Source organism: Leifsonia sp. (genome assembly GCF_051955155.1).
Classification (GTDB): domain Bacteria; phylum Actinomycetota; class Actinomycetes; order Actinomycetales; family Microbacteriaceae; genus Leifsonia.
Window position 1 is genome coordinate 51,448 of record NZ_JBQCGZ010000095.1, and the last position, 19,898, is coordinate 71,345.

A 19,898-nucleotide genomic window follows, 5' to 3' on the forward strand; every position below is an offset into this window, starting at 1 on the left:
GCGCATCAGTGCCAGCGGTGGTCCTGCACGGCCATCCGCGGCCCGCGACGCTGGAACCGGAAGCCGCTGGCGAGGATCAACCGCACCACCCGCTGCCGGTGCCCCGCCCACGGTTCGAGCAGTTCGAGCATCCCGTCGTCGTCCACCCGCTCGCCGATCAGCGCCTCGCCGACGTAGTGCGCGAGGTGGTAGTCGCCGACGCTGACGAGGTCGGGATGCGCGTGCGAACGCTGCAGCGTCTCGGCCGCGGTCCAGACCCCGATGCCGGGGACGGTCTGCAGAGCCGCCGCCGCAGCGTCCAGGGTCGGCGCGGTCGCGGTCGCGCGCTCCAGGGAGGGCGCGATCGCCAGCACGGCCTGGGCCGCGCGGGAGCGCCGCGGGTCGACGCCGGCCCGATGCCAGTCCCACGACGGGATGCCGCGCCACTGCTCCAGCGTCGGGGTCACCCGCATGCCGTCCGGCGCGGGGCCGGGTGCAGGCTCCCCGTACCAGCGCAGCAGCCGCGCCCAGGAGCGGTAGGCCTCCAGGCTGGTCACGCGCTGCTCGATGATCGCGGGCAGGAGCGCTTCGAGCATCCTGCCGGTCTTGGCGAGGCGGAGGCCGGGGTTCCGATGGAGGCTGCCGCGCAGCAGCGTGTGTCCGGACACGTCGAGTCCCGACCAGTCGTCCTCGCTGCCGAGCAGGGCGGGCACGGCCGCGATCGCCCACTCGGCGCCCGGACCCCAGGCGGACGCGGCCACGGAGCCGTCCGCCGCCGGGCGCAGGATGCGCAGGGTCGCCGCACCGTGCGGGGTTCGCCACGTCCGCCACACCCCGCGCAGGTCCCACTGCGTCGTCGGGTCGTACGGGCCGCGCCCGAGGAGCCCGAGCGTCGCCGCGCCGTCGACGGCGACCGCCGGACGGTAGACCGTCTCCACCGGTCGCCCGGAGCGGGCGTCGGCGGGCAGGACGGCGGTCATGCAGGGAATGCTACGTCACGCTCCTGACGGCCGGTCTTCCCGCGTGTCGGTGGCCTCCCCTACTGTCGGCGCATGGGAATCGATATCGACGCCGGGACCCTCGCGCGGCTGCGCGACACCGTCCACGGCACCGTCTTCACGCGCGGCGACGATGGCCTCGCCGCGGAGGTCGCCTGTTTCAACCCGGCGATCCGCCATGACCCGGATGTCGTCGTCGCCGCCAGCGACGAGCACGACGTCGCCGCCGCGGTCCGCTTCGCCCGCGAAGCCGGGCTCCCGGTGCGTGTGCAGGCGACCGGGCACGGCGCCGAGGCGCCGATCACGGGCGGCCTGATCGTCTCCACCCGGGCGCTCGACACGATCGACGTGGATGCGGAGGGCCGGCTGGTCCGCATCGGCGCCGGAGTCCGCTGGGCGCCCGTGATCGCCGCGGCTGCCGAGGCCGGACTCGCGCCGGTCACCGGATCGTCCACGAGCGTCGGCGCCGTCGGCTACACCCTCGGCGGCGGCCTCGGACCGCTCGCGCGCAGCCACGGCTTCACCGCGGACTGGGTGCGCGGCTTCCGCGTTGTGACCGCGGACGGGGAGGTCGTCGTCGCCGACGCGTCCACGCACCCCGAGCTGTTCTGGGCGCTCCGCGGCGGCAAGGGCGGCCTCGGGATCGTGACCGAGATGACGCTGGAGCTCGTCCCGCTCAGGACCCTGTACGCCGGGAGCGTGTTCTTCGAGGGGGACGCGATCGAACCGGCGTTCCGCGCGTGGGTCGACTGGGCCGCTGAGCTCTCCGACGCCGCAACGACCTCGGCCGTGTTCCTGCGCATCCCGGACGTGGAGGGTCCGCCGCCGCCGTTGCGCGGCCGGTCGGTGCTCAGCGTGCGCTTCGCCTTCCCCGGCGACGCGGAGGAAGGCGAGGCGCTGTTCGCACCGATGCGCTCGGCCGCTCCGGTGTACCTCGACTTCGTCGGCGAGATCCCGACGACCGCCGTCGCCACCATCCACAACGATCCCGAGCAGGGCTCGCCGAGCTGGATCCGCGGGCTGATGCTCGACGACTTCGACGCCGCGGACGGCGACGCGCTGCTGCGCCTGGCCGGCCCCGGCGCCGACTCGCCGTTCCTCGCGGTGGAGATCCGTCAGCTCGGCGGCGCGACCGCGCGCGACACCCACGACGGCACGGCGGTGGGCGGACGCGACAGCAGGTACACGCTCAGCGCGATCGCCGGCGACCCGTCGACGTTCGACGCGCTGGCGCCCGCGGCAGCGGCATCGATCGCCGAGGCGCTGGGCCACCGGGTGTCGGCGGTCACCAACGTGAACTGGGCGGCCGACCTGAGCGACGCCGCCTCCTTCGAGAGCAGCTGGCCGCCCGCCGTGTTCGAGCGCCTGTCCGCGGCGCGCGCCGAGTACGACCCCGACCGGGTCTTCGCGTTCGGGCCCGCCTGACGCGGTCCCGTCGACGGCGGCCGATCACGGCCCTCCCGCTCACTCGCTCCAGACGCTCGGCGCCTCGGCACGCGTGGACGGGAGGGCCGCATCCGCGCCCCACTGGCGCAGCCACTCCGGCACGGTGACGTCCGTCGGCGCCGGGCCGACCGCGTCCAGCAGCTCCGGGATGGACACCACCCCGCCCCCGCGCTTGAGGAAGCGGCCGCGGATGAACGCCTGCGTGTAGATCTCGCCGTCGACCGTGAACCGCTGCTCCACGTAGACGGCCTTCTCGTCGAACCCGAGGATGCGCGACTCGACGACGAACGGCTGCCACAGCTCCAGCGACTTGCGGAACGAGATCGTCTCGGACGCGACCACCGGATACCAGCCGCGCTCCTTGAAGATCTGCCAGACCCCGTTCCGCATGAGCAGGTCGAAGCGGCCGATGTCGGCGATGGACAGGTACACCCCGTTGTTCATGTGCTTGAGGATGTCCAGGTCCGTGGGCAGGACGCGGAACCGGGTGCGCGCGACATCCCAGTGCTGCAGCCGGGCGCCGAAGCGGGAGAGGAGCGCGTGGAGCATCGTCCGGAAGATCATGTGCACGCCGTCATGCTAGCCATCCGCCAACGGCTCGACACATCCGTTGTCGCCAGCCTCCAATCCGACCCGATCCTCCGCGCCCGCGGATTGTGCGGAGAGGTGCAGTCGGCGCCGGGGATCGCTGCGGAAGGCCGATCGGCGGTCGGCCGCACGTCCGCGTCCGCATCACTCGCCATCCCGGCCGGTGCCATCGCGGTCTGGCTGGCGCTTCCCGGGGTGTGACTTCCGCGGGCGGCGCCGCCCGACGAACCGTACGCCGACGACTCGCGAGCACCGCGACGGCGCCTGCCGTGTTGCACGGAAGACGTGGGACTTGTATAGCTTAGATACCAGATGTCGTCGGGAATATCCATGCGAGCCTGCGCCCTTGCGCAGCTTCTCACCATGTGAGAGGACCGGAAAGCGATGTCGACGCCGCTCCCTATGGTGTTACCCGCGAGCGGCCGGAGCCTCTCGCGAGTGTTTCGCTTACCGCGTCGAAGGAGACGGTCGATGGACACCGAACAACTACCGCACCAGCACAACACCCCGCCCACAAGGACCGGCGGGCATCATCGGCTGAAGCCCAACGCCATCGGGCTGGTCGGCGTCCTCTTCCTCTCCGTCGCGAGCGCCGCTCCGATCACCGCGATGGTCGGGAACGTGCCGATCGCGATCGGCTTCGGCAACGGAGCCGGCGCGCCCGCCGGATACCTGGTGGCCACTGTCGTGCTGGGACTGTTCGCACTCGGCTACGCGGCGATGGCACGCCACATCACATCGACGGGAGCCTTCTACGGGTTCGTCTCGCAGGGCCTCGGACGCGTGCCCGGAATGGTCGCCGGACTACTGACCACGCTCGCCTACATCGTCTTCGAGGCCGCCCTGGTGGGCATCTTCGGCTTCTTCGCCAGCTCACTCGTCCTGGACCTCTTCGGGTGGGACGTGCACTGGGTGGTCTTCGCGGTCCTGATGCTCGTCCTCAACGCGACGCTCACCTATTTCGATGTCAACCTGACGGCAAAGGTGCTCGGTGCCTTCCTGGTCACGGAGGTCGCCATGCTCGGCCTGATGGCCGGGAGCGTCCTCTTCCGTGGCGGTGGCCCGCAGGGCTGGTCCTGGGAGTCGCTGAATCCCGTGTCGGCGTTCACCAACGCATCCGGAGCGGCCACCAATCCGATCACCGGCGCCACGGTCGCCGTCGCCGGCTCCGCGGGCATCGGGCTCTTCTTCGCCTTCTGGTCGTGGGTGGGATTCGAGTCGAGCGCGATGTACGGCGAGGAGTCCAAGAACCCGAAGCGGATCATTCCCAAGGCGATCATGATCTCCGTTCTCGGGATCGGCATCTTCTACGTCCTCGTCTCCTGGCTCGCCATCGTCGGCACCGGGCCGCAGAATGCGATCGGGCTGGCGCAGGACGGGGACACGGCGGCCCAGATCTTCTACGGCCCTGTGGAGAACAACATCGGCCACTGGGCCGTCGTGCTCTTCCAGATCCTGCTGGTCACGGGTTCGTTCGCGTGCGGAATGGCCTTCCACAATTCTGCAGCGCGCTACATCTATGCGATCGGGCGCGAGGGGGTCATCCCCGGCACGGCGAACACGGTCGGCCGGACACACCCGAAACACAAGTCACCGCACATCGCGTCGTTCGTGCAGACCGGCATCGCGACCGTGATCGTCGGCTTCTTCCTGCTCTCCGGACGAGACCCGTACACGTCGCTCTACACGCTGATGGCCATCCTCGGCACCGGCGCCATCCTGATCGTGCAGTCGCTCGCCGCGTTCAGCGTCATCGGCTACTTCCATGTGCGCAGACAGCACCCGGAGACCCGGCACTGGTTCCGGACCTTCCTGGCGCCGGGCCTCGGCGGTGTCGGCATGCTCGTCGTGACCGCGCTTCTGCTCCAGAACGCCGGCTTCGCGGCTGGACCGGCGGCGTCCGACTGGGTGTTCACGGCGATCCCGATCACGATCGGCGCCGTCGCTGTCCTGGGTCTCGTCATCGCCCTCATCACCAAGTACCGCGCTCCGGGCGTCTACGAGCAGATCGGCAGGGTCGCGCTCGAAGAGGCGCATGAACGCAGGCCGGACTCCGGCGACTCCACTCCCTCTCACTGATCACACCCGAAAGGAAGCAGTCATGGCAATCGCTCACACCACGGTGGATGCGCCCCGCCGCGCGCACGTGCACCCGCTGGAGAATCTCTCCGCCGAGGAAATCGAATGGACGTCGTCGATCCTCGAACGACACGGGCTCGTGACGGAGTCGGTGCGGTTCGTCTACGTCGGTCTCGATGAGCCGCACAAGCGAGAGGTCTTCGCTTTCGAAGCGGGCGACGCCGAGCGCGTCGACCGTCGCGTCCGCGTCGTCCTGCTCGACCTCGCCACGGGAGCGGGGACCGACATCGCGGTCAACCTGACGTCGGCGACCGTCGAATCGCAGGCGGTGCTCTCCCCCGACGAAGGGCAGGCGGCGATCCTGGACGAGGAGTTCGGCCTCATCGATCCGATCGTGCGTGCCGACGCCGGGTGGCAGGAGGCCATCCGTGCCCGGGGAGCCGATCCGGACAAGGTCGTCTTCGTCCCCCTCTCGGCCGGCGAGTACGGGTACGAGGAGGAGAACGGCCGCCGGATCGTCCGTACTCTGTTCTTCCTTCAGGAGTATCCGGAAGACTCGTGCTGGGCGCACCCGGTGGACGGCCTGTGCGCCTATGTGGATTTGACGGCCGGCCGGGTGATCGAGCTGGTCGACGAGGCCCGCTACCCGATCCCCGCGGAGACGGGCGACTACCTGGACCCGGAGTACCGGGGTCCCGAGCGCACCACGCTGAAGGCGATCGACATCAGCCAGCCCGATGGACCGTCCTTCGAGGTCGACGGCGAGATCGTCTCCTGGCAGAACTGGCGCTTCCGGGTCGGTTTCGACCCGCGCGAAGGACTGATCCTGCGACAGCTCTCATTCGCCGACGGCGGCGTCGACCGGTCGATCATCTACCGGGCCTCGATCGCGGAGATGGTCGTGCCCTACGGCGACCCGTCGCCGGTCCGGTTCTGGCAGAACTACTTCGACACCGGCGAGTACATGTTCGCGCGCTACACCAACTCGTTGGAGCTCGGCTGCGATTGCGTCGGCGAGATCCACTATTTCGACGCCGTTCTCGCGGACGAGCGGGGCGGCGCGCGGACGATCAAGAATGCGATCTGCATGCACGAAGAGGACACCGGGATCCTGTGGAAGCACACCGACCCGTTCTCCGGCACCTCGGAGACCCGGCGCCAGCGCCGACTGGTCATCAGCTTCTTCACCACGGTGGGCAACTACGACTACGGCTTCTACTGGTACCTCTACCTCGACGGCACCATCGAGTGCGAGGCGAAGCTCTCGGGCATCCTGTTCACCTCCGCCTTCCGAGGGAAGGACTACCCGTACGCCAGCGAGGTCGCGCCGGGGCTGGGGGCGCCGTTCCACCAGCATCTCTTCTCGGCGCGGCTCGACATGGCGGTCGACGGAACGGACAACACTGTTCAGGAGCTGCAGGTCAAACGACTGCCGATCGGGCCGGACAACCCCGCTGGGAACGCGATCAGCTACGAGAAGTCGCCGATCGTCCGGGAGTCGGATGCGGCACGGAACGCGGATGCGAGCGTCGGACGGGTGTGGCACATCACCAACCCGACGCACCTGAATCGCTACGGCGAACCGACGTCCTACGTCCTCATCCCGGAGGAGACGCCGTCCTTGCTCGCCGACCCCGCGTCGTCGGTCGCGGCGCGAGCGCCGTTCACCACGAAGCAACTGTGGGTCACGCAGTACGACCCGCGGGAGCGTTACACGGCCGGCGATCATCCCAACCGGCACCCTGGCGGAGCCGGCGTCACCGCTTATCAGAAGGCGGACCGCACCCTCGAGAACACGGACATCGTGCTGTGGCACACCTTCGGACCGACGCATTTCCCGCGACCGGAGGACTGGCCGGTGATGCCCGTCGACCCCGCGAAGTTCACCTTGAAACCGTTCGGGTTCTTCGAGCGCAATCCCACGCTCGACGTGCCGCGAGCGACGTCGTCCGCGCACTGCGAGCACCATCGCGCCAGGTAGGCACCGTCTCGCGAACCGATGATGCCGACTGTCCAGTCCGCTGCCGCGATCGTCTGCGCCTGTGCGTCGATGGTCGCGGCAGCGGCATGCCACCGGACGTCCACCCGGCGGATGTGGCTACCGCACTTCGCGCTCGGCGCGGTGTGCCTGGGGATGTCGACGCTTCCCGGCGTCCCACCTCTCGCGTGGGCGGTGGCGACCACCCTGATCGGCGTCGCCGCGGTCGCCGATCACGTGCGCACCCCGGGACACCGGCCCCGCGTGCGTCGGCCCTCCCGGACGCATCTGGCCATGATCGCTCTCGACGCGATCGGCATGCTCTTCCTTCTCGCCCAGATGGGCGGCCATCCCGGTCAGGGGGACATCGGCCACGGGGCCGGCGGCCACCCGGCGACGGCCGTCCCCGGCACCCTCGCCATGCTCACGCTGACGGTCTGGATCATCTCCGCCGTCATCCTGCTCTGTTCCGCACCGGCGCGGCCATCCGCCACGGGGCCGCGGAGTCTGCCGCCGGTCTTCTCCGCGTGCAGCTCCGGCGGGATGATGGCCTCGATGGTCCTCATGATCGTGTGACCATGAGGACGGTCGGGAGGAAGGATCCGGCCACGACGCCGCACCGGGTAGCCGCCGGAGCGGAGCCGTCGTCGGGAACCGCCAGCATCGCCAAGGCCCTCGCCATTCTGGACGTCGTCGCCGAACGCGGGGCCACCACGGCCAGGGAGCTCGCCGACACGCTCGGGTACCCGCTTCCCACGGTGTATCGGGTGGCGAAGGCGTTCGTCGATGCCGGCTACCTGGTGCACCTCCGGGCGTCGCGCTCGTACGCGCTGGGCTACAAGGTGCATCAGCTCGGCGTATCGCTGCACCGGCAGATCGGCGTATCGAGCGCCGTGAAGGCCCAGATCGCGGTCCTCCACGAGCACGCCGAGGCCGCCGGCTACTTCGCCGTCTATCGAGGAGCCGATGTCGTCGTGGTCCATGTCGCCGACTGCCGACGACACCCCCGGCTGAGGCCGATCCGCTTCGGCTTCCACGAAGGCGCCCACGCAACGGCGTTCGGCAAGATCATGCTGAACGGCATGAACGACGATGAACGCGACCGGTACTTCCGCACGCACCCGTTGACGCCGCTGACGCCGTTCACGATCACGGATCGAGCCGCGTTGGACCGGCATCTGGAGTTCATCGCGCTGGACGGCATCGCCTGGGAGCGTGAGGAGTTCCTCGAGGGAACGACCTGCGCCGCGATCGGTGTCCGCGATGCAGCGGGGCTCACGGTCGGCTCCGTCGCCATCAGCGCACCGACGGAGACGATCGCCGGCAGAGAGCGGATCGTCGAGCGGGCGTTGCGCGAGGCCTCGGGGGAGGTGAGCCGATACTTCCGCTCCGGCGGGATCCATCGGCACGACTGACATCGTCGCCGACCGGCCCCCCAGACCGGTCGGCGACGATGGCCGCGACGCCCCCGCCTAGCGCGCTTCCCACCAGGGGGCGATCACGGCGCGGGCGAGCGTGTGCCCGGAGAGACTGAAGCCGAGGAATGCCGGCGTCGCCCCTCGGTCCAGCCCCAGGGTATCGACGTCGACCGCGTGCACTGCGATGAAGTAGTCGTGACGCCCGCTGCCGGCGGGCGGAGCGGCGCCCAGATAGCGCGGCAGCGAGGCATCGTTGGCGAGATGGAAGGCACCGTCGGGCAACGATGCGTCGCCATCGCCTGCGCCGGTCGCAAGCGCGGTGACCGTCGCCGGGATATCGGCCACGCCCCAGTGCCAGAAGCCGCTGCCTGTCGGTGCGGTCGGGTCGTAGACCGTCACGGCGAAGCTCTTGGTCGCGTCCGGGAACCCCGACCAGGCGAGCTGTGGGGAGGTGTCGGTCCCTCCTGCACCGAAGATCCCGGAACGCTGTGGCGGCGCGAGTTCCCGGCCGTCTGCGACATCCGTGCTGGTGACGGTGAAACCGGGAACGGACGCGATCTGGTCGTACGGCGATGACATGTGTTGTTCTCCTTCGTGCGGTGTTCCGGCAGCGACCTCAGGGAACGAGGATTCCCCGTCCGCGGACGCGGCCTGCTTCGAGGTCGGCGATCGCATCGAGCGCAGCCGACAAGGGATAGACGACGGTGTGCAGGGTCACCTTTCCCTGCTCGGTCAGCGTCATCAGCTCGACGAGGTCGTTGTATGTGCCGACGAGGTTTCCGATGACGTTGATCTCGCGGGAGATGATGTCGATCGTCGGCAGCGCCACCGCTCCTCCGTAGCCGACGACATAGTGCGAACCGCGCGGACGCAACAGTCGGGGCGCGAGCAGCTCCGCCCCGCGCTCCCCGACGAAGTCGAAGACGGCGTGGGCGCCACCACCGGTGATCGCGAGGACCGCGGCTGCGACCCCCTCGTCGCTGCCTGCGAGCACGACATGTTTGGCGCCGAGGGCGCGGGCGAGTTCGAGGGCCTCTTCCGAACGGTCCACGACCGTGATCTCGGCGCTGGTGATGGCGGCCAGTACCTGGATCGCGATGTGCCCGAGCCCTCCGGCGCCGATCACCACCGCGTGCGTGCCGGGGAAGAGCCAGGCGGCGGCCTTCCGAACGGCGTGATAGGCCGTGAGGCCGGCGTCGGCGAGCGCAGCGATGTCGGTCGGCTTCACGGCGCTGTCGAGCTTCACGACCGATCGCGCGTTCGTCCGCAGCCTTTCCGTCATCCCGCCGTCGACGTTGACGCCGGGGAAGGTCGCATTCGTGCAGTGCGAGTCCTCTCCCACTCGGCACGCAGGGCAGAGTCCGCAACTCGTCAACGGATGCGCGATGACGGTGTCGCCAGGCGCCACGGTGTCGACCGCGGATCCGACCTCGACGACCCACCCCGCGTTCTCATGCCCAAGGACATAGGGCAGCCGGGGACGCTGGATCGGCTCCCATTGCCCTTCGATGATGTGCAGGTCCGTACGGCAGAGGCCGGCGGCTCCGATGTCGATGACGACGTCCCACGGATCGACGACGGAGGGTTCGGGAACGTCGTCCAGGGTCGGGGGGACACCGTACTGATGTACGCGCAGGGCCTTCACGTCTGCCGCCTTTCGTCGCTGGCTGGGTCAACCCTTCCAACGACTCAGGGCGCGGGGAACGGCGAATCTCACAGTGTGAGATTCACCGTTCAGCGCTCGAGCGGGACCTCGACGATGCTGAGCCCGAGCGGCGGCGCGGAGAGCGCCTGGTCGAGCTCGCCCTTCGTCCGCACGACGCGGTGCTCGCACCCGTACGCGCGGGCGAGCGACGCGATGTCGACGCTGTGCGGGGTGTAGAGCACGCGGTCGAACGCCTCGGCCGAGGCCGTGCCGGCGACCTCCAGCGCGTCGAAGATCGTGCCGCCGCTGTCGTTGCCGACGACCAGCTGCACGTTCGGACGGGTCTCCCCCGTCATCCCGAGCAGGGCGCCGACGTCGTGCAGCAGGGTCAGGTCGCCGAGCAGCACCCGCGTGATCCCCGCCGGACCCTCATCGGCCGCCGCACGCGAGGCCAGCGCGATCCCGGTCGCGGTCGCGATCGTGCCGTCGATGCCGGAGAGGCCGCGGTTGGCATGCACCCGGATGCGCTTGCCGGGGACGATGCGGTCGGCGTCCCGGATCAGCCGGGAGGCGCCGATCACCAGCCGGTCGTGCGGCCAGGTGTAGCGCCAGAGCGCCTCGGCGAGCACGGAGCGCGTGATCGGCGCGCGGACCGCGGCTAGCTCGGCCTTCGCGAAAGCGAGCGCATCCGCCGGATCGTACGACCGCGCCTTGTCGACGTCGGGCGCCACGGCCGCTGGGTCTGCCGCGCGTTCCGCGGCCTCCACGAGCCGGCGGCTGCCGAACACCCAGCTTCCGACCCACGCGCGCACCTCCGGCGAGCGCAGGTCGAGGTCGGTGGGAGCGACGATGCCGCCGACCACCCGGGCGCGGCGGCCGGGGTTGTAGAACTCGGCTCCGCTGGGCGCGACGACGATCACCTCGACGTCGTCGCGCGTCAGGAGCGCCGGCACCTCACGGCTTAGCGTGGGATGGCCGAAGACGACCGCGCGCTGCACGCGCCCGCCGAACGCGTCGTCGCGGAGCAGTTCCCGGTAGGCGACGACGAGGTTGGGGCCGAAGCGCGCGCCGCTGGAGACCTCCGCGAGCAGCGGAGCGCCGGCCGCGCGCGCGAACTCCTCGGCTGCGGCACCGGCGTCGGCTCCCGCGATCACCACCGTCCGCGGACCGGTCGTGAGCGTCACGGTCTCGCGCCCGAGCGCCGCGGGTCCCGCGACGGTCGGTGCGCTTTCGGCCTCGATCCGGTCGACCGGGGGCACCGCGACCGAGAGCGGCTCGCGGAACGCGACGTTGAGGTGGACGGGACCGGGGTCGGCGTCGTCGGCTCCGACGGCCGCACGGACCGCGGCGAGCGCCAGCACGTTCGCCTCCGCGAGCTCGTCCTCGCCGCCGGCCGGTGCAGGCACGTCGCGCGCCAGGCGCACGACGTCGCCGAAGAGGCCGACCTGCCGGGTCGTCTGGTTCGAGCGGATGCCGCGGAGCTCCGCCGGGCGGTCGGCGGTCACGACGATGAGCGGCACGCCCGCCTCGTGCGCCTCGAGCACCGCGGGGTGCAGGTTCGCGGTCGCGGTCCCGCTCGTCGTCAGCACCACGGCGGGGACGCCCGTCTCCCGGCCGACGCCGAGCGCGACGAAGCCGCCGACCCGCTCGTCGATCCGCACGTGCAGCCGCGCCGAGCCGTTCCGCTCCAGTTCGGCCGCGGCGAGCGCGAGCGCCTGCGACCGCGAGCCGGGGCTCACGACGATGTGCCGCACGCCGGCGCGGACGAAGCCGGCCAGGAGCGCCACCGCGAGATCGGTGGCGGGGTTGCCCGTGCGAGGGAGTCGCGGCGCACTCGTGCTCGGAGCGGCGGGGTCGTCCGTCGTTCCGGCCTCAGGCATCCCGGCGGCCGGTCTGGTCGTCGGGTCCGTTGTCGTCGAGTTCGGCGAGCTCCTTCTCCAGCTGCCGGATGCGCTCCTCCTGGTCGTGGTCGAGCCGCAGCTTGCCGAGGAATTCGGGGTCGTCGTCCGGCGCGACGATCCGGCGTCCGCTCTCCGCGCGTCGCCGGCCGCGGCCGATCAGGAACCAGAGGATCCCACCGATGACCGGGAAGAGGATGATGATGAGCAGCCACACGGGCTTCGGAAGGCCGCGCACCCGAGAACGGTCGAAGAGAGCGCAGTCTGCCACCGAATAGATGTAGAAAACCGCGGCTGCGACGCCGAGGACTATCCAGAGGCGAACCATGCGTCAATCGTAACTCTCAGACGCGATGCCTAAGCTGGGAGGGTGAAGCGGATTCCCTCCTGGTTGACCTACACCGTGCTGCGCCTCCTGGTGTTCGCGGTGCCGCTCGCCGTGCTGCTTCTCCTCGGCGTGGTGTGGTGGGCCTCCGTGATCGCGGCGGCGCTGATCGGCCTCTGCCTCTCGTACATCTTCCTCAGCCGCCCGCGCAACGCGGTCTCGACCGACCTCTACGCGGCGCGTCACCGCGACAAGCCGGCGACGTCGGCGGACGACGACGACGAGGACGCCGCCATCGACGCGTCTAACGCGCCCGCGTCCGACGCGGGCGCCGACACCGACGCCGACGGCCGGGGCTCCCGCTCCGCCTGACTCGCCTGCCCGTCGTCGGAGGGTCAGAACGCGTACGCGGCCCCGAGCGCGATCGCCACGAGCAGTCCCGTCAGGCTGGTGAGCTGCAGTGCCGTGATGAGCTCGCGCGGCGTCTTGGCGAAGATCGTGATGACGCAGGCCGGCAGGGCAGCGAGCAGCGCGAACATCCCGAACCAGGCGAGCGGATAGAACACCGCGAGCACCGCGAGGATGCCGAACGGCACCAGCAGGAAGAGGCAGTACACGACGCGCGACGCCACGCGGCCGAGCAGCACCGCCAGCGTGCGCTTCTTGGCGAGGCGGTCGGGCTCGATGTCGCGGATGTTGTTGACCATCAGCACCGCGCAGGCGATGAGGCCGGCGATGATCGCGCCGAACCAGGACTCCTGGTTGACGACGCCCGCGAGCATGTAGGTCGTGCCCGCCGTGGCGACGAGCCCGAAGAAGACGAAGACGAAGAGCTCGCCGAGCCCGTAGTAGCCGTAGGGGCGCTTGCCCCCGGTGTAGAACCAGGCCGCCGCGATGGCCGCGGCGCCGACGAGGATCACCCACCACTGCTGGGTGAGCACGACCAGGATGAGCCCGGCAACCGCCGCGAGCCCGAAGAACACGAGTGCAACCGTGAGCACTTTCCTGGGCGCCGCCTTGCCGGAACCGGTGAGCCGGCCGGGGCCGACGCGGTACTCGTCGGTCCCCCGGATGCCGTCGGAGTAGTCGTTGGCGTAGTTGACGCCGATCTGCAGCAGCACGGCGACGGCGAGGCAGAGCAGCGAACGGATCGGATGCCAGACCCCGGCGCCCTCGGCGACCTTCGCGGCCCCGACACCGATGAGCACCGGCGCGACAGCGAGCGGCAGCGTCCGCAGCCGCGCCCCGGCGATCCAGTCGGACGCGGTCGCCGGCTTGGCTGCCGCGCGGGCGGCTCCGGGCCGTCCGCTCTTGCCGCCGCGGGGTCCGCGCGCCGGCGGGGGCGCCATCCGTTGCATTCGAGGCTTGTTCTGGCTCATCACAGTGCGAATCTTAACAACCCGGGCTATGTGCGCGTGCTCGCGTCGGCCGTGCCACCGGTCGCGCCCGCCAGGCGCGCGGCGGCCTGCCGGTCGGGCTTCCCGCTGCTGAGCCGGGGAACAGCGGCGACGGGCACGATGCGCGCGGGCGCGGCCGCCCGCCCGAGCTGCTCCGCGACGCTCGCCCGCAACCCGTCCAGCCCGGTTTCCGGGACGCCGGCGACGACCACCACAGGAACCTGCCCCCACTCCGCGTCCGCCGCGGCGACGACCACGGCGCCGGCGAATCCCGGGATGCCGTGCACCGCCCGCTCCACGGCGTCGAGCAGCACCTTCTCACCACCGGAGATGATCACGTTGTCCGAGCGGCCCAGCACCGTCACGCGGCCGTCGACCACCGTCCCGAGGTCCCCCGTCCGGTACCACCGGGCACCGCCGTCCTCGTGGAACGCCGCCGCCGTGCGCTCCGGATCCCCGAGGTAGCCCTCCGCGAGCGAAGGCCCGCTGATCTCCAGCAGGCCGTCGACCGCTCTGACCACCGTCGTCCCGATCGGCACGCCGTCGTACACGCAGCCGCCGGCCGTCTCGCTCGACCCGTAGGTGCTCAGGATGCGCGCACCGGCATCCTCCGCGCGCTCCCGCAGACTCGGCGGCAGCGCCTGCCCGCCGACCAGGATCCCGTCGAACCGGCGCAGCGCCCGCGCCACCTCGCGCGATCCGCCCTCGGCCGCCTGCACCAGCCGGGCGAGCTGCACGGGGACGAGCGATGTGTATCGGTAGTCGTGGTCGAGCTCCTCCGCCGCCGCGGCGAAGCGCTCGGCATCGAAGTGGCCGTCCCCGTAGAGCACGGGTTCGGTCTCGGCCGCGAGCGACCGCACGAGCACCTGCGCCCCGGCGACGTAGTGCGCGGGAAGCGCGAGCAGCCACTGCCCCTGCCCGCCCATCGCGCCCGCGGAGGCCGCAGCGCTGGCGAGCAGTGCGTCGGCGGACAGCGCCACGCGCTTCGGCACGCCCGTCGACCCGGAGGTCTCGATCACGAGCGCGACGTTCTGCGCGACCTGCTCCCCCTCCTGCGGCCACACCGCCCCGCGCACGCCGCCCTCCCGGGGCACCACCGCGGGACCGCCACCGCCCAGCGCCTCCCGCAGCGCCTCGAAGACGCCCTGCGGCTGCCCCGCATCGACGACCCGGACCGATCGCATGTCGTCCTCCCCGCTCAGTACTGCCAGGGGAACGGTGACCAGTCGGGGTCGCGCTTCTCGAGGAACGCGTCCCGCCCCTCCACCGCCTCGTCCGTCCCGTAGGCGAGGCGCGTCGCCTCGCCGGCGAACACCTGCTGCCCGACGAGCCCGTCGTCGACCGCGTTGAAGGCGAACTTGAGCATCCGGATGGCGGTGGGCGACTTGGTGAGGATCTCGTTCGCCCACTCGAGCGCGGTCGCCTCCAGCTCGGCGTGCGGGACGACCGCGTTCACCGCGCCCATCTCGTAGGCGCGCTGCGCCGAGTACTCACGCGCGAGGAAGAACACCTCCCTGCCGAACTTCTGCCCCACTTGCCGGGCGAAGTAGGCGCTGCCGTAGCCCGCGTCGAACGAGCCGACGTCCGCGTCCGTCTGCTTGAACCGGCCGTGCTCGGCGCTCGCGATCGTCAGATCGCACACCACGTGCAGCGAGTGCCCGCCACCGGCGGCCCAGCCGGGGACGACCGCGATCACCACCTTGGGCATGAACCGGATGAGCCGCTGCACCTCGAGGATGTGCAGCCTTCCGCTGCGTGCGGAGTCGATGCCGGACGCCGTCTCGCCCTCCGCGTACTTGTAGCCGTCCCTGCCGCGGATCCGCTGGTCGCCCCCTGAGCAGAACGCCCACCCGCCGTCCTTGGGGCTCGGGCCGTTGCCGGTGAGCAGCACCACGCCGATGCGCGGGTTCGTGCGCGCATCCTCCAGCGCCGCGTACAGCTCGTCGACGGTGTGCGGCCGGAACGCGTTGCGCACCTCCGGGCGGTCGAACGCCACCCGGGCGATGCGCCCCGCCACGTCGTGGTGGTACGTGATGTCCGTGAGGCCCTCGAAACCGGGCACCTCGGTCCATGCCTCGGGGTCGAAGAGTTCTGAGACGTTCGCTGACATGCATCCAGCCTACGGTCGCCCGCTCCGCGCGAGGCTCCCGTGCCAAACTTGTGGAATGACGCCGGAACTCGTCGACCTGTTGGGAAGTGCCAGGGTCGTCCGCCTGCCGATGACGACGCGCTTCCGGGGCATCACCGCCAGGGAAGCGGTGCTGTTCGAGGGACCGGAGGGCTGGACCGAGTTCTCGCCGTTCGTCGAGTACGAGGACGAGGAGGCCGCCGCCTGGTTGCACGCGGCCATCGACTTCGGCTGGCGAGCGGCTCCGGAACCGCTCCGCGACCGCATCCCGGTCAACGCGACCGTTCCCGCGGTGCGCGCCGACGCGGTGGCCGGCATCCTGGCCCGCTACCCCGGCACGCGGACCGCGAAGGTGAAGGTCGCGGAACCGGGTCAGACGCTGGCGGACGACGTCGCCCGCGTGCGAGCAGTTCGCGAGGCGCTCGGTCCGGAGGGCCGTCTCCGAGTGGACGCGAACACGCTCTGGAACGTCGACGAGGCCGAGCACGCCATCCACGCGCTCGCGGAGTTCGACCTCGAGTACGTCGAGCAGCCGTGCGCCACGGTCGACGAGCTCGCGGAGATCCGGCGCAGGACCGCGTACATGGGCATCCCGATCGCGGCGGACGAGAGCGTGCGCAAGGCGAGCGACCCGCTCGCGGTCGCCCGCGCAGGCGCGGCCGACATCCTGATCGTGAAGGCCCAGCCGCTCGGCGGCATCCACGCGGCGCTGCGGATCGTCGCCGCCACCGGCCTCCCGGTCGTCGTGTCCAGCGCGCTCGACACCTCGGTCGGGATCGCGATGGGCGCGCACCTCGCGGCCGCCGTCCCCGACCTGGAGTACGACTGCGGCCTCGGCACCGTCGCGATGTTCGAGCAGGACGTGGCCGCGGATCCGCTCGTCCCGGCCGACGGCGCGATCCCCGTCGCCCGTCCCAGCGTCGACGCCGAACGCCTCGACCGGCTCGCCGCGCCCGCCGACCGGCGGGACTGGTGGCTCGACCGCATCCGGCGCTGCTACCGCGTGCTCGAACGCTCCGCCGCGCTCTGAGCACTCTGAGCCCGGCGCACGCGGGTCACGCGTACAGGCGTTCCGGCACCTCGAGTCCGTAGATCGCCCGGCCCGAGTTCCAGATCGCCGCGCACGCCGCCCGGAGCAGGTCCAGCTCGTCGCCCTCCGCCAGGATGCGGACGTCGTTGCCCTCGATCGCGACGGTGGAGCCGCCGACGGTCACGGCGCCGTTCCGCCCGGTCACGACCGCCGGGTACGGCTCGCTGAGCCCGCGCAGGTCGCGCAGGATGTAGGTGGGCCGCGAGTCGGCGTCCGCCGCGATGAGCTGCTTGGCGCGGTCGATGCCGGTGAGCACGAGCACCGAGTCGATCCCGGCGCGGTTCGCGCCCAGGATGTCGGTGTCCAGCCGGTCGCCGATGAACAACGGCTTCTCCGCGCTGAACCGCGCGACCGCCTCCTCGAAGATGGCCACCTCCGGCTTGCCCGCGACGAGCGGGAGCCGGCCGGCCGCGGTGTGCACGGCGGAGACCAGCGTCCCGTTCCCCGGCGCGATGCCGCGGGCGACGGGGATGGTCCAGTCGGTGTTCGTCGCGATCCACGGCCGCTCGGCGTCGGTGCGCCCCTGCAGCGCGAACGCCGCCTCGGCCAGCTGCTCCCAGCCCACGTCGGGCGAGAACCCCTGGATGACCGCGGCGGGATCGTCGTCCGCCGAGCGGGTGACCGAGAAGCCGGCCTTCTGCACCTCGTCGACCAGCCCGTCGCCGCCGACGACGAGCACTGTCGACCCGGCGGGGATGTGCGTCCCGAGCAGGCGGACCGCCGCCTGCGGCGATGTCACGACATCCGTCGGGCGCACCGACAGCCCGAGGTCGTTCAGGTGGGATGCGACGGTGGCGTCGGTCCGCGACGCGTTGTTCGTGATGTAACCGACTCGGATGGTTTCAGCCGCCCGGTTCAGGCTCTCCACCGCGAACGGAATGGCGTCGGGTCCCTTGTAGACGACGCCGTCGAGGTCGGCCAGCAGCAGGTCGACGCCGTCGAGCGGCGCCGCGTTCTCAGTCTTGCGTCGGAACAGTGCCATGGCCCGGCGTGCCCTCCTCGTCGTCGTGGTCGCCGTCCTCGTCGTCGTCGTCGTCGTCGCGGTCGTCCTCGTCGTCGTCGCGGTCGTCGACCGGGAGGTCGTACTCCTCCTCGACCACGTGAATGGTCTCGAGTTCGTCATCGGCGTGCGCCATCGCGAGCGCTTCCTCCGCGCGGTCGGCGCGCTCGCGCCAGGTCTGCGCCTGCTCGTCGCGGCCCAGCTCCTCGAGGACCTCCGCGTAGGCGTGGAAGAGGTCGGGGCTCCAGCTGAAGGCGCGGTCCGGGTCGAGCTGCGGGATCTCCAGCTCCGCGAGCGCCGCCTCGGGCTGGCCGAGGTCGAGTCGGGCGCCCGACATCGCGATCGCGAGCGACGCCTGAACGTCGGCGGGGAGCTCGGAGCGGTCGACCGACCGGCCGAGCTCGAGCGCGCGGTCGGGACGTCCGACCCCGCGCTCGCTGTCCACCATCAGCGCGATCTGGTCGTTGGAGCCGGTGATCCGCCGGTAGGTGCGCAGCTCGCGCAGGGCGAGCGCGAAGTCTCCGGTCGCGTACGCGGTGATCGCGAGGGTCTCGCGGACCACGCCGATGCGGCCGGCCCGTCGCGCTGCGGACAGCGCGTGCCGGTGCGCGAGCTCCGGGTCTTCCTCGATGAGCTGCGACGCCATAACCAGGTGGCGCGCCACCCAGTCGGCGTTGTCCTTGCTCAGGGTCTTGAGTTCGACGCGGGCGTCCTTGTCCAGCTGTCGAGCCTGGATCGCCTCGGGAACCTCCGGGTCATCGTGACGCGGCCGCACCGATCGCAGCTCGCGGGCACGCGCCGCCTCCAGCTCCTCCTGCTCGGACATGGCGCGCGCGTCCCGGTCACCTCGAGCCGGCTTCCCGCCCTTCGTCCAGAGCTTGTCATCGTCCCGCCGTCCGCCGGCACCCCCGCGGCTGCCGCCACCGGCACCGCCGCGCCCGGCTCCGCCGCGTCCATTCGCGTCCGGCCGTCCGTATCCGCCGCGCTCCCCGCGCGACCCGCCGTCGCCGCGATAGCCGCCGGAACCACCGGCCGCTGCACCGCTGCGACCGCCACCGCCGCTGCGTGCACCACCAGCACCGCCGCGGTATCCGCCCGAACCGTTGGCGCCATCCCCGCGGCGCGCACCATCGGCGCCGCCGCGGTATCCCCGCGAACCGCCGGCGCTACCCCCACGCTCCGGCCGCCCCTGCTGGCCGCGGTCGCGGTCCTGTCCGCCGCGGTAACCGCGCTCGTCGCGACCACCACGCGGAGCTCCGCCTCGCGCGGGACGTGCGGTGCCCTCACCGTGACCGTCCCGTCCGCGGTATGCGCCCTGCTGTCCCCGACCGGCGCGCTCGTCGCCGCCGCGGCGCTGTCCGTCACGTCCGCCGGTCGCCGGCCGGCCGGAGCCACGGCCTTCCCGTCCCTGGTAGCCGTCACGCGGAGCACCGGAACGCCCGCCGGATGCGTTGCCCCGCGATCCTCCGGAGCGTGCGCTCGGCGCACCGTCCCGTGAACCCCGGCGATCGTCGCGCCGGTCGCGGCCGGCCGAGCGGCCGTCCCTGTCGTCGTCTGCCGGTGTATCGCTCACGACTTCTCCTCGGTGCTGGGCTCGTCCCAGCCTACGTGCGTGGCCCGCGCGGGCGGTTCGCCCTCGGCGCGGAAAAGACCTGTTAACGCGAAATGGCCACCCATCACTGGGTGGCCATCTCACAAAGAAGTCCGGCGGTGTCCTACTCTCCCACAGGGTCCCCCCTGCAGTACCATCGGCGCAGAGAGTCTTAGCTTCCGGGTTCGGAATGTAACCGGGCGTTTCCCTCTCGCTATGGCCGCCGAAACACTATTGATGTATCAAAGTGAACGATCAAGCTTCGCTTGAATCAGTTCTCGACCGTACATCGAGAACCACATAGTGGACGCGTGCAATCTCATGGCCCCTCATACCAG

The 19,898-nt window shown here is 71.1% G+C and carries 18 protein-coding genes and 1 rRNA gene; 7 read left to right on the forward strand and 12 right to left on the reverse strand.

Annotated features, from left to right (window positions below; all coding sequences use genetic code 11):
• Nucleotides 1–5: 5 nt before the first annotated feature.
• On the reverse strand, nt 6–959 hold the full coding sequence (locus ACTHMF_RS10375) for a DNA-3-methyladenine glycosylase family protein (protein ID WP_440317361.1): 954 nt from the start codon (nt 957–959) through the stop codon (nt 6–8).
• Nucleotides 960–1,031: 72 nt separating this feature from the next.
• Here ACTHMF_RS10375 and ACTHMF_RS10380 point away from each other — a divergent pair, with 72 nt between their 5' ends.
• The gene (locus ACTHMF_RS10380) at nt 1,032–2,402 is read left to right on the forward strand and encodes an FAD-binding oxidoreductase (RefSeq protein WP_440317363.1); all 1,371 of its coding nucleotides are present in this window, start codon (nt 1,032–1,034) and stop codon (nt 2,400–2,402) included.
• 39 nt (nt 2,403–2,441) lie between these two features.
• Here the strand turns inward: ACTHMF_RS10380 and ACTHMF_RS10385 are convergent, their stop codons facing one another.
• Nucleotides 2,442–2,987 carry an acyl-CoA thioesterase gene (locus ACTHMF_RS10385; protein ID WP_314148121.1) on the reverse strand — a complete coding sequence of 182 codons (546 nt, stop codon included), beginning with the start codon at nt 2,985–2,987 and terminating at the stop codon, nt 2,442–2,444.
• Between the two features lie 495 nt (nt 2,988–3,482).
• Here ACTHMF_RS10385 and ACTHMF_RS10390 point away from each other — a divergent pair, with 495 nt between their 5' ends.
• Genes ACTHMF_RS10390 through ACTHMF_RS10405 form a run of 4 tightly spaced genes read left to right on the forward strand, consistent with a single transcriptional unit; the run spans nt 3,483 to nt 8,483 of the window.
• A complete protein-coding gene (locus ACTHMF_RS10390; RefSeq protein WP_440317365.1) occupies nt 3,483–5,090 on the forward strand; it encodes an APC family permease in 1,608 nt (535 codons plus the stop codon).
• Nucleotides 5,091–5,112: 22 nt separating this feature from the next.
• Nucleotides 5,113–7,071 (forward strand): primary-amine oxidase, encoded by a 1,959-nt coding sequence (locus ACTHMF_RS10395; RefSeq protein ID WP_440317366.1) that lies wholly within the window; start codon nt 5,113–5,115, stop codon nt 7,069–7,071.
• Between the two features lie 18 nt (nt 7,072–7,089).
• The gene (locus ACTHMF_RS10400; RefSeq protein WP_440317367.1) at nt 7,090–7,644 is read left to right on the forward strand and encodes a hypothetical protein; all 555 of its coding nucleotides are present in this window, start codon (nt 7,090–7,092) and stop codon (nt 7,642–7,644) included.
• Complete coding sequence (locus ACTHMF_RS10405) at nt 7,596–8,483, forward strand: IclR family transcriptional regulator (protein ID WP_440317369.1); 888 nt, start codon at nt 7,596–7,598, stop codon at nt 8,481–8,483. The genes ACTHMF_RS10400 and ACTHMF_RS10405 overlap by 49 nt, the downstream gene beginning before the upstream one ends.
• Nucleotides 8,484–8,540: 57 nt before the next feature.
• Here the strand turns inward: ACTHMF_RS10405 and ACTHMF_RS10410 are convergent, their stop codons facing one another.
• From ACTHMF_RS10410 to ACTHMF_RS10425, 4 genes are all read right to left on the reverse strand, one after another.
• A complete protein-coding gene (locus ACTHMF_RS10410; protein ID WP_440317371.1) occupies nt 8,541–9,065 on the reverse strand; it encodes a YbhB/YbcL family Raf kinase inhibitor-like protein in 525 nt (174 codons plus the stop codon).
• Between the two features lie 37 nt (nt 9,066–9,102).
• Nucleotides 9,103–10,131: an NAD(P)-dependent alcohol dehydrogenase gene (locus tag ACTHMF_RS10415; protein WP_440317373.1), complete on the reverse strand. Its 1,029-nt coding sequence runs from the start codon at nt 10,129–10,131 to the stop codon at nt 9,103–9,105.
• 89 nt (nt 10,132–10,220) lie between these two features.
• Entirely contained in the window at nt 10,221–12,011 is a 1,791-nt protein-coding gene (menD, locus tag ACTHMF_RS10420; RefSeq protein ID WP_440317374.1) for a 2-succinyl-5-enolpyruvyl-6-hydroxy-3-cyclohexene-1-carboxylic-acid synthase, read from the reverse strand.
• Entirely contained in the window at nt 12,004–12,357 is a 354-nt protein-coding gene (locus ACTHMF_RS10425) for a PLD nuclease N-terminal domain-containing protein (RefSeq protein WP_314148090.1), read from the reverse strand. The genes menD and ACTHMF_RS10425 overlap by 8 nt, the downstream gene beginning before the upstream one ends.
• Before the next feature lie 42 nt (nt 12,358–12,399).
• On the opposite strand from ACTHMF_RS10425, the gene ACTHMF_RS10430 reads away from it, so the two are divergent.
• The gene (locus ACTHMF_RS10430; protein WP_440317376.1) at nt 12,400–12,726 is read left to right on the forward strand and encodes a DUF4229 domain-containing protein; all 327 of its coding nucleotides are present in this window, start codon (nt 12,400–12,402) and stop codon (nt 12,724–12,726) included.
• Nucleotides 12,727–12,749: 23 nt separating this feature from the next.
• Here the strand turns inward: ACTHMF_RS10430 and ACTHMF_RS10435 are convergent, their stop codons facing one another.
• From ACTHMF_RS10435 to ACTHMF_RS10445, 3 genes are read right to left on the reverse strand one after another with little or no spacing between them, the layout of a single operon-like run.
• On the reverse strand, nt 12,750–13,733 hold the full coding sequence (locus ACTHMF_RS10435; RefSeq protein WP_440317377.1) for a 1,4-dihydroxy-2-naphthoate polyprenyltransferase: 984 nt from the start codon (nt 13,731–13,733) through the stop codon (nt 12,750–12,752).
• Between the two features lie 26 nt (nt 13,734–13,759).
• Complete coding sequence (locus tag ACTHMF_RS10440; protein ID WP_440317379.1) at nt 13,760–14,935, reverse strand: AMP-binding protein; 1,176 nt, start codon at nt 14,933–14,935, stop codon at nt 13,760–13,762.
• Nucleotides 14,936–14,949: 14 nt separating this feature from the next.
• The gene (locus tag ACTHMF_RS10445) at nt 14,950–15,861 is read right to left on the reverse strand and encodes a 1,4-dihydroxy-2-naphthoyl-CoA synthase (protein WP_314149693.1); all 912 of its coding nucleotides are present in this window, start codon (nt 15,859–15,861) and stop codon (nt 14,950–14,952) included.
• Nucleotides 15,862–15,916: 55 nt separating this feature from the next.
• Between ACTHMF_RS10445 and ACTHMF_RS10450 the strand changes: the two genes are divergently transcribed.
• Complete coding sequence (locus ACTHMF_RS10450; RefSeq protein ID WP_440317381.1) at nt 15,917–16,909, forward strand: o-succinylbenzoate synthase; 993 nt, start codon at nt 15,917–15,919, stop codon at nt 16,907–16,909.
• Nucleotides 16,910–16,934: 25 nt separating this feature from the next.
• Here the strand turns inward: ACTHMF_RS10450 and ACTHMF_RS10455 are convergent, their stop codons facing one another.
• The 3 genes from ACTHMF_RS10455 to rrf form a co-directional block, all read right to left on the reverse strand.
• On the reverse strand, nt 16,935–17,951 hold the full coding sequence (locus ACTHMF_RS10455) for an HAD-IIA family hydrolase (protein ID WP_440317382.1): 1,017 nt from the start codon (nt 17,949–17,951) through the stop codon (nt 16,935–16,937).
• On the reverse strand, nt 17,926–18,795 hold the full coding sequence (locus tag ACTHMF_RS10460; protein ID WP_440317384.1) for a hypothetical protein: 870 nt from the start codon (nt 18,793–18,795) through the stop codon (nt 17,926–17,928). The genes ACTHMF_RS10455 and ACTHMF_RS10460 overlap by 26 nt, the downstream gene beginning before the upstream one ends.
• Nucleotides 18,796–19,671: 876 nt before the next feature.
• Nucleotides 19,672–19,788 (reverse strand): 5S ribosomal RNA (gene rrf, locus ACTHMF_RS10465).
• Nucleotides 19,789–19,898: the final 110 nt, after the last annotated feature.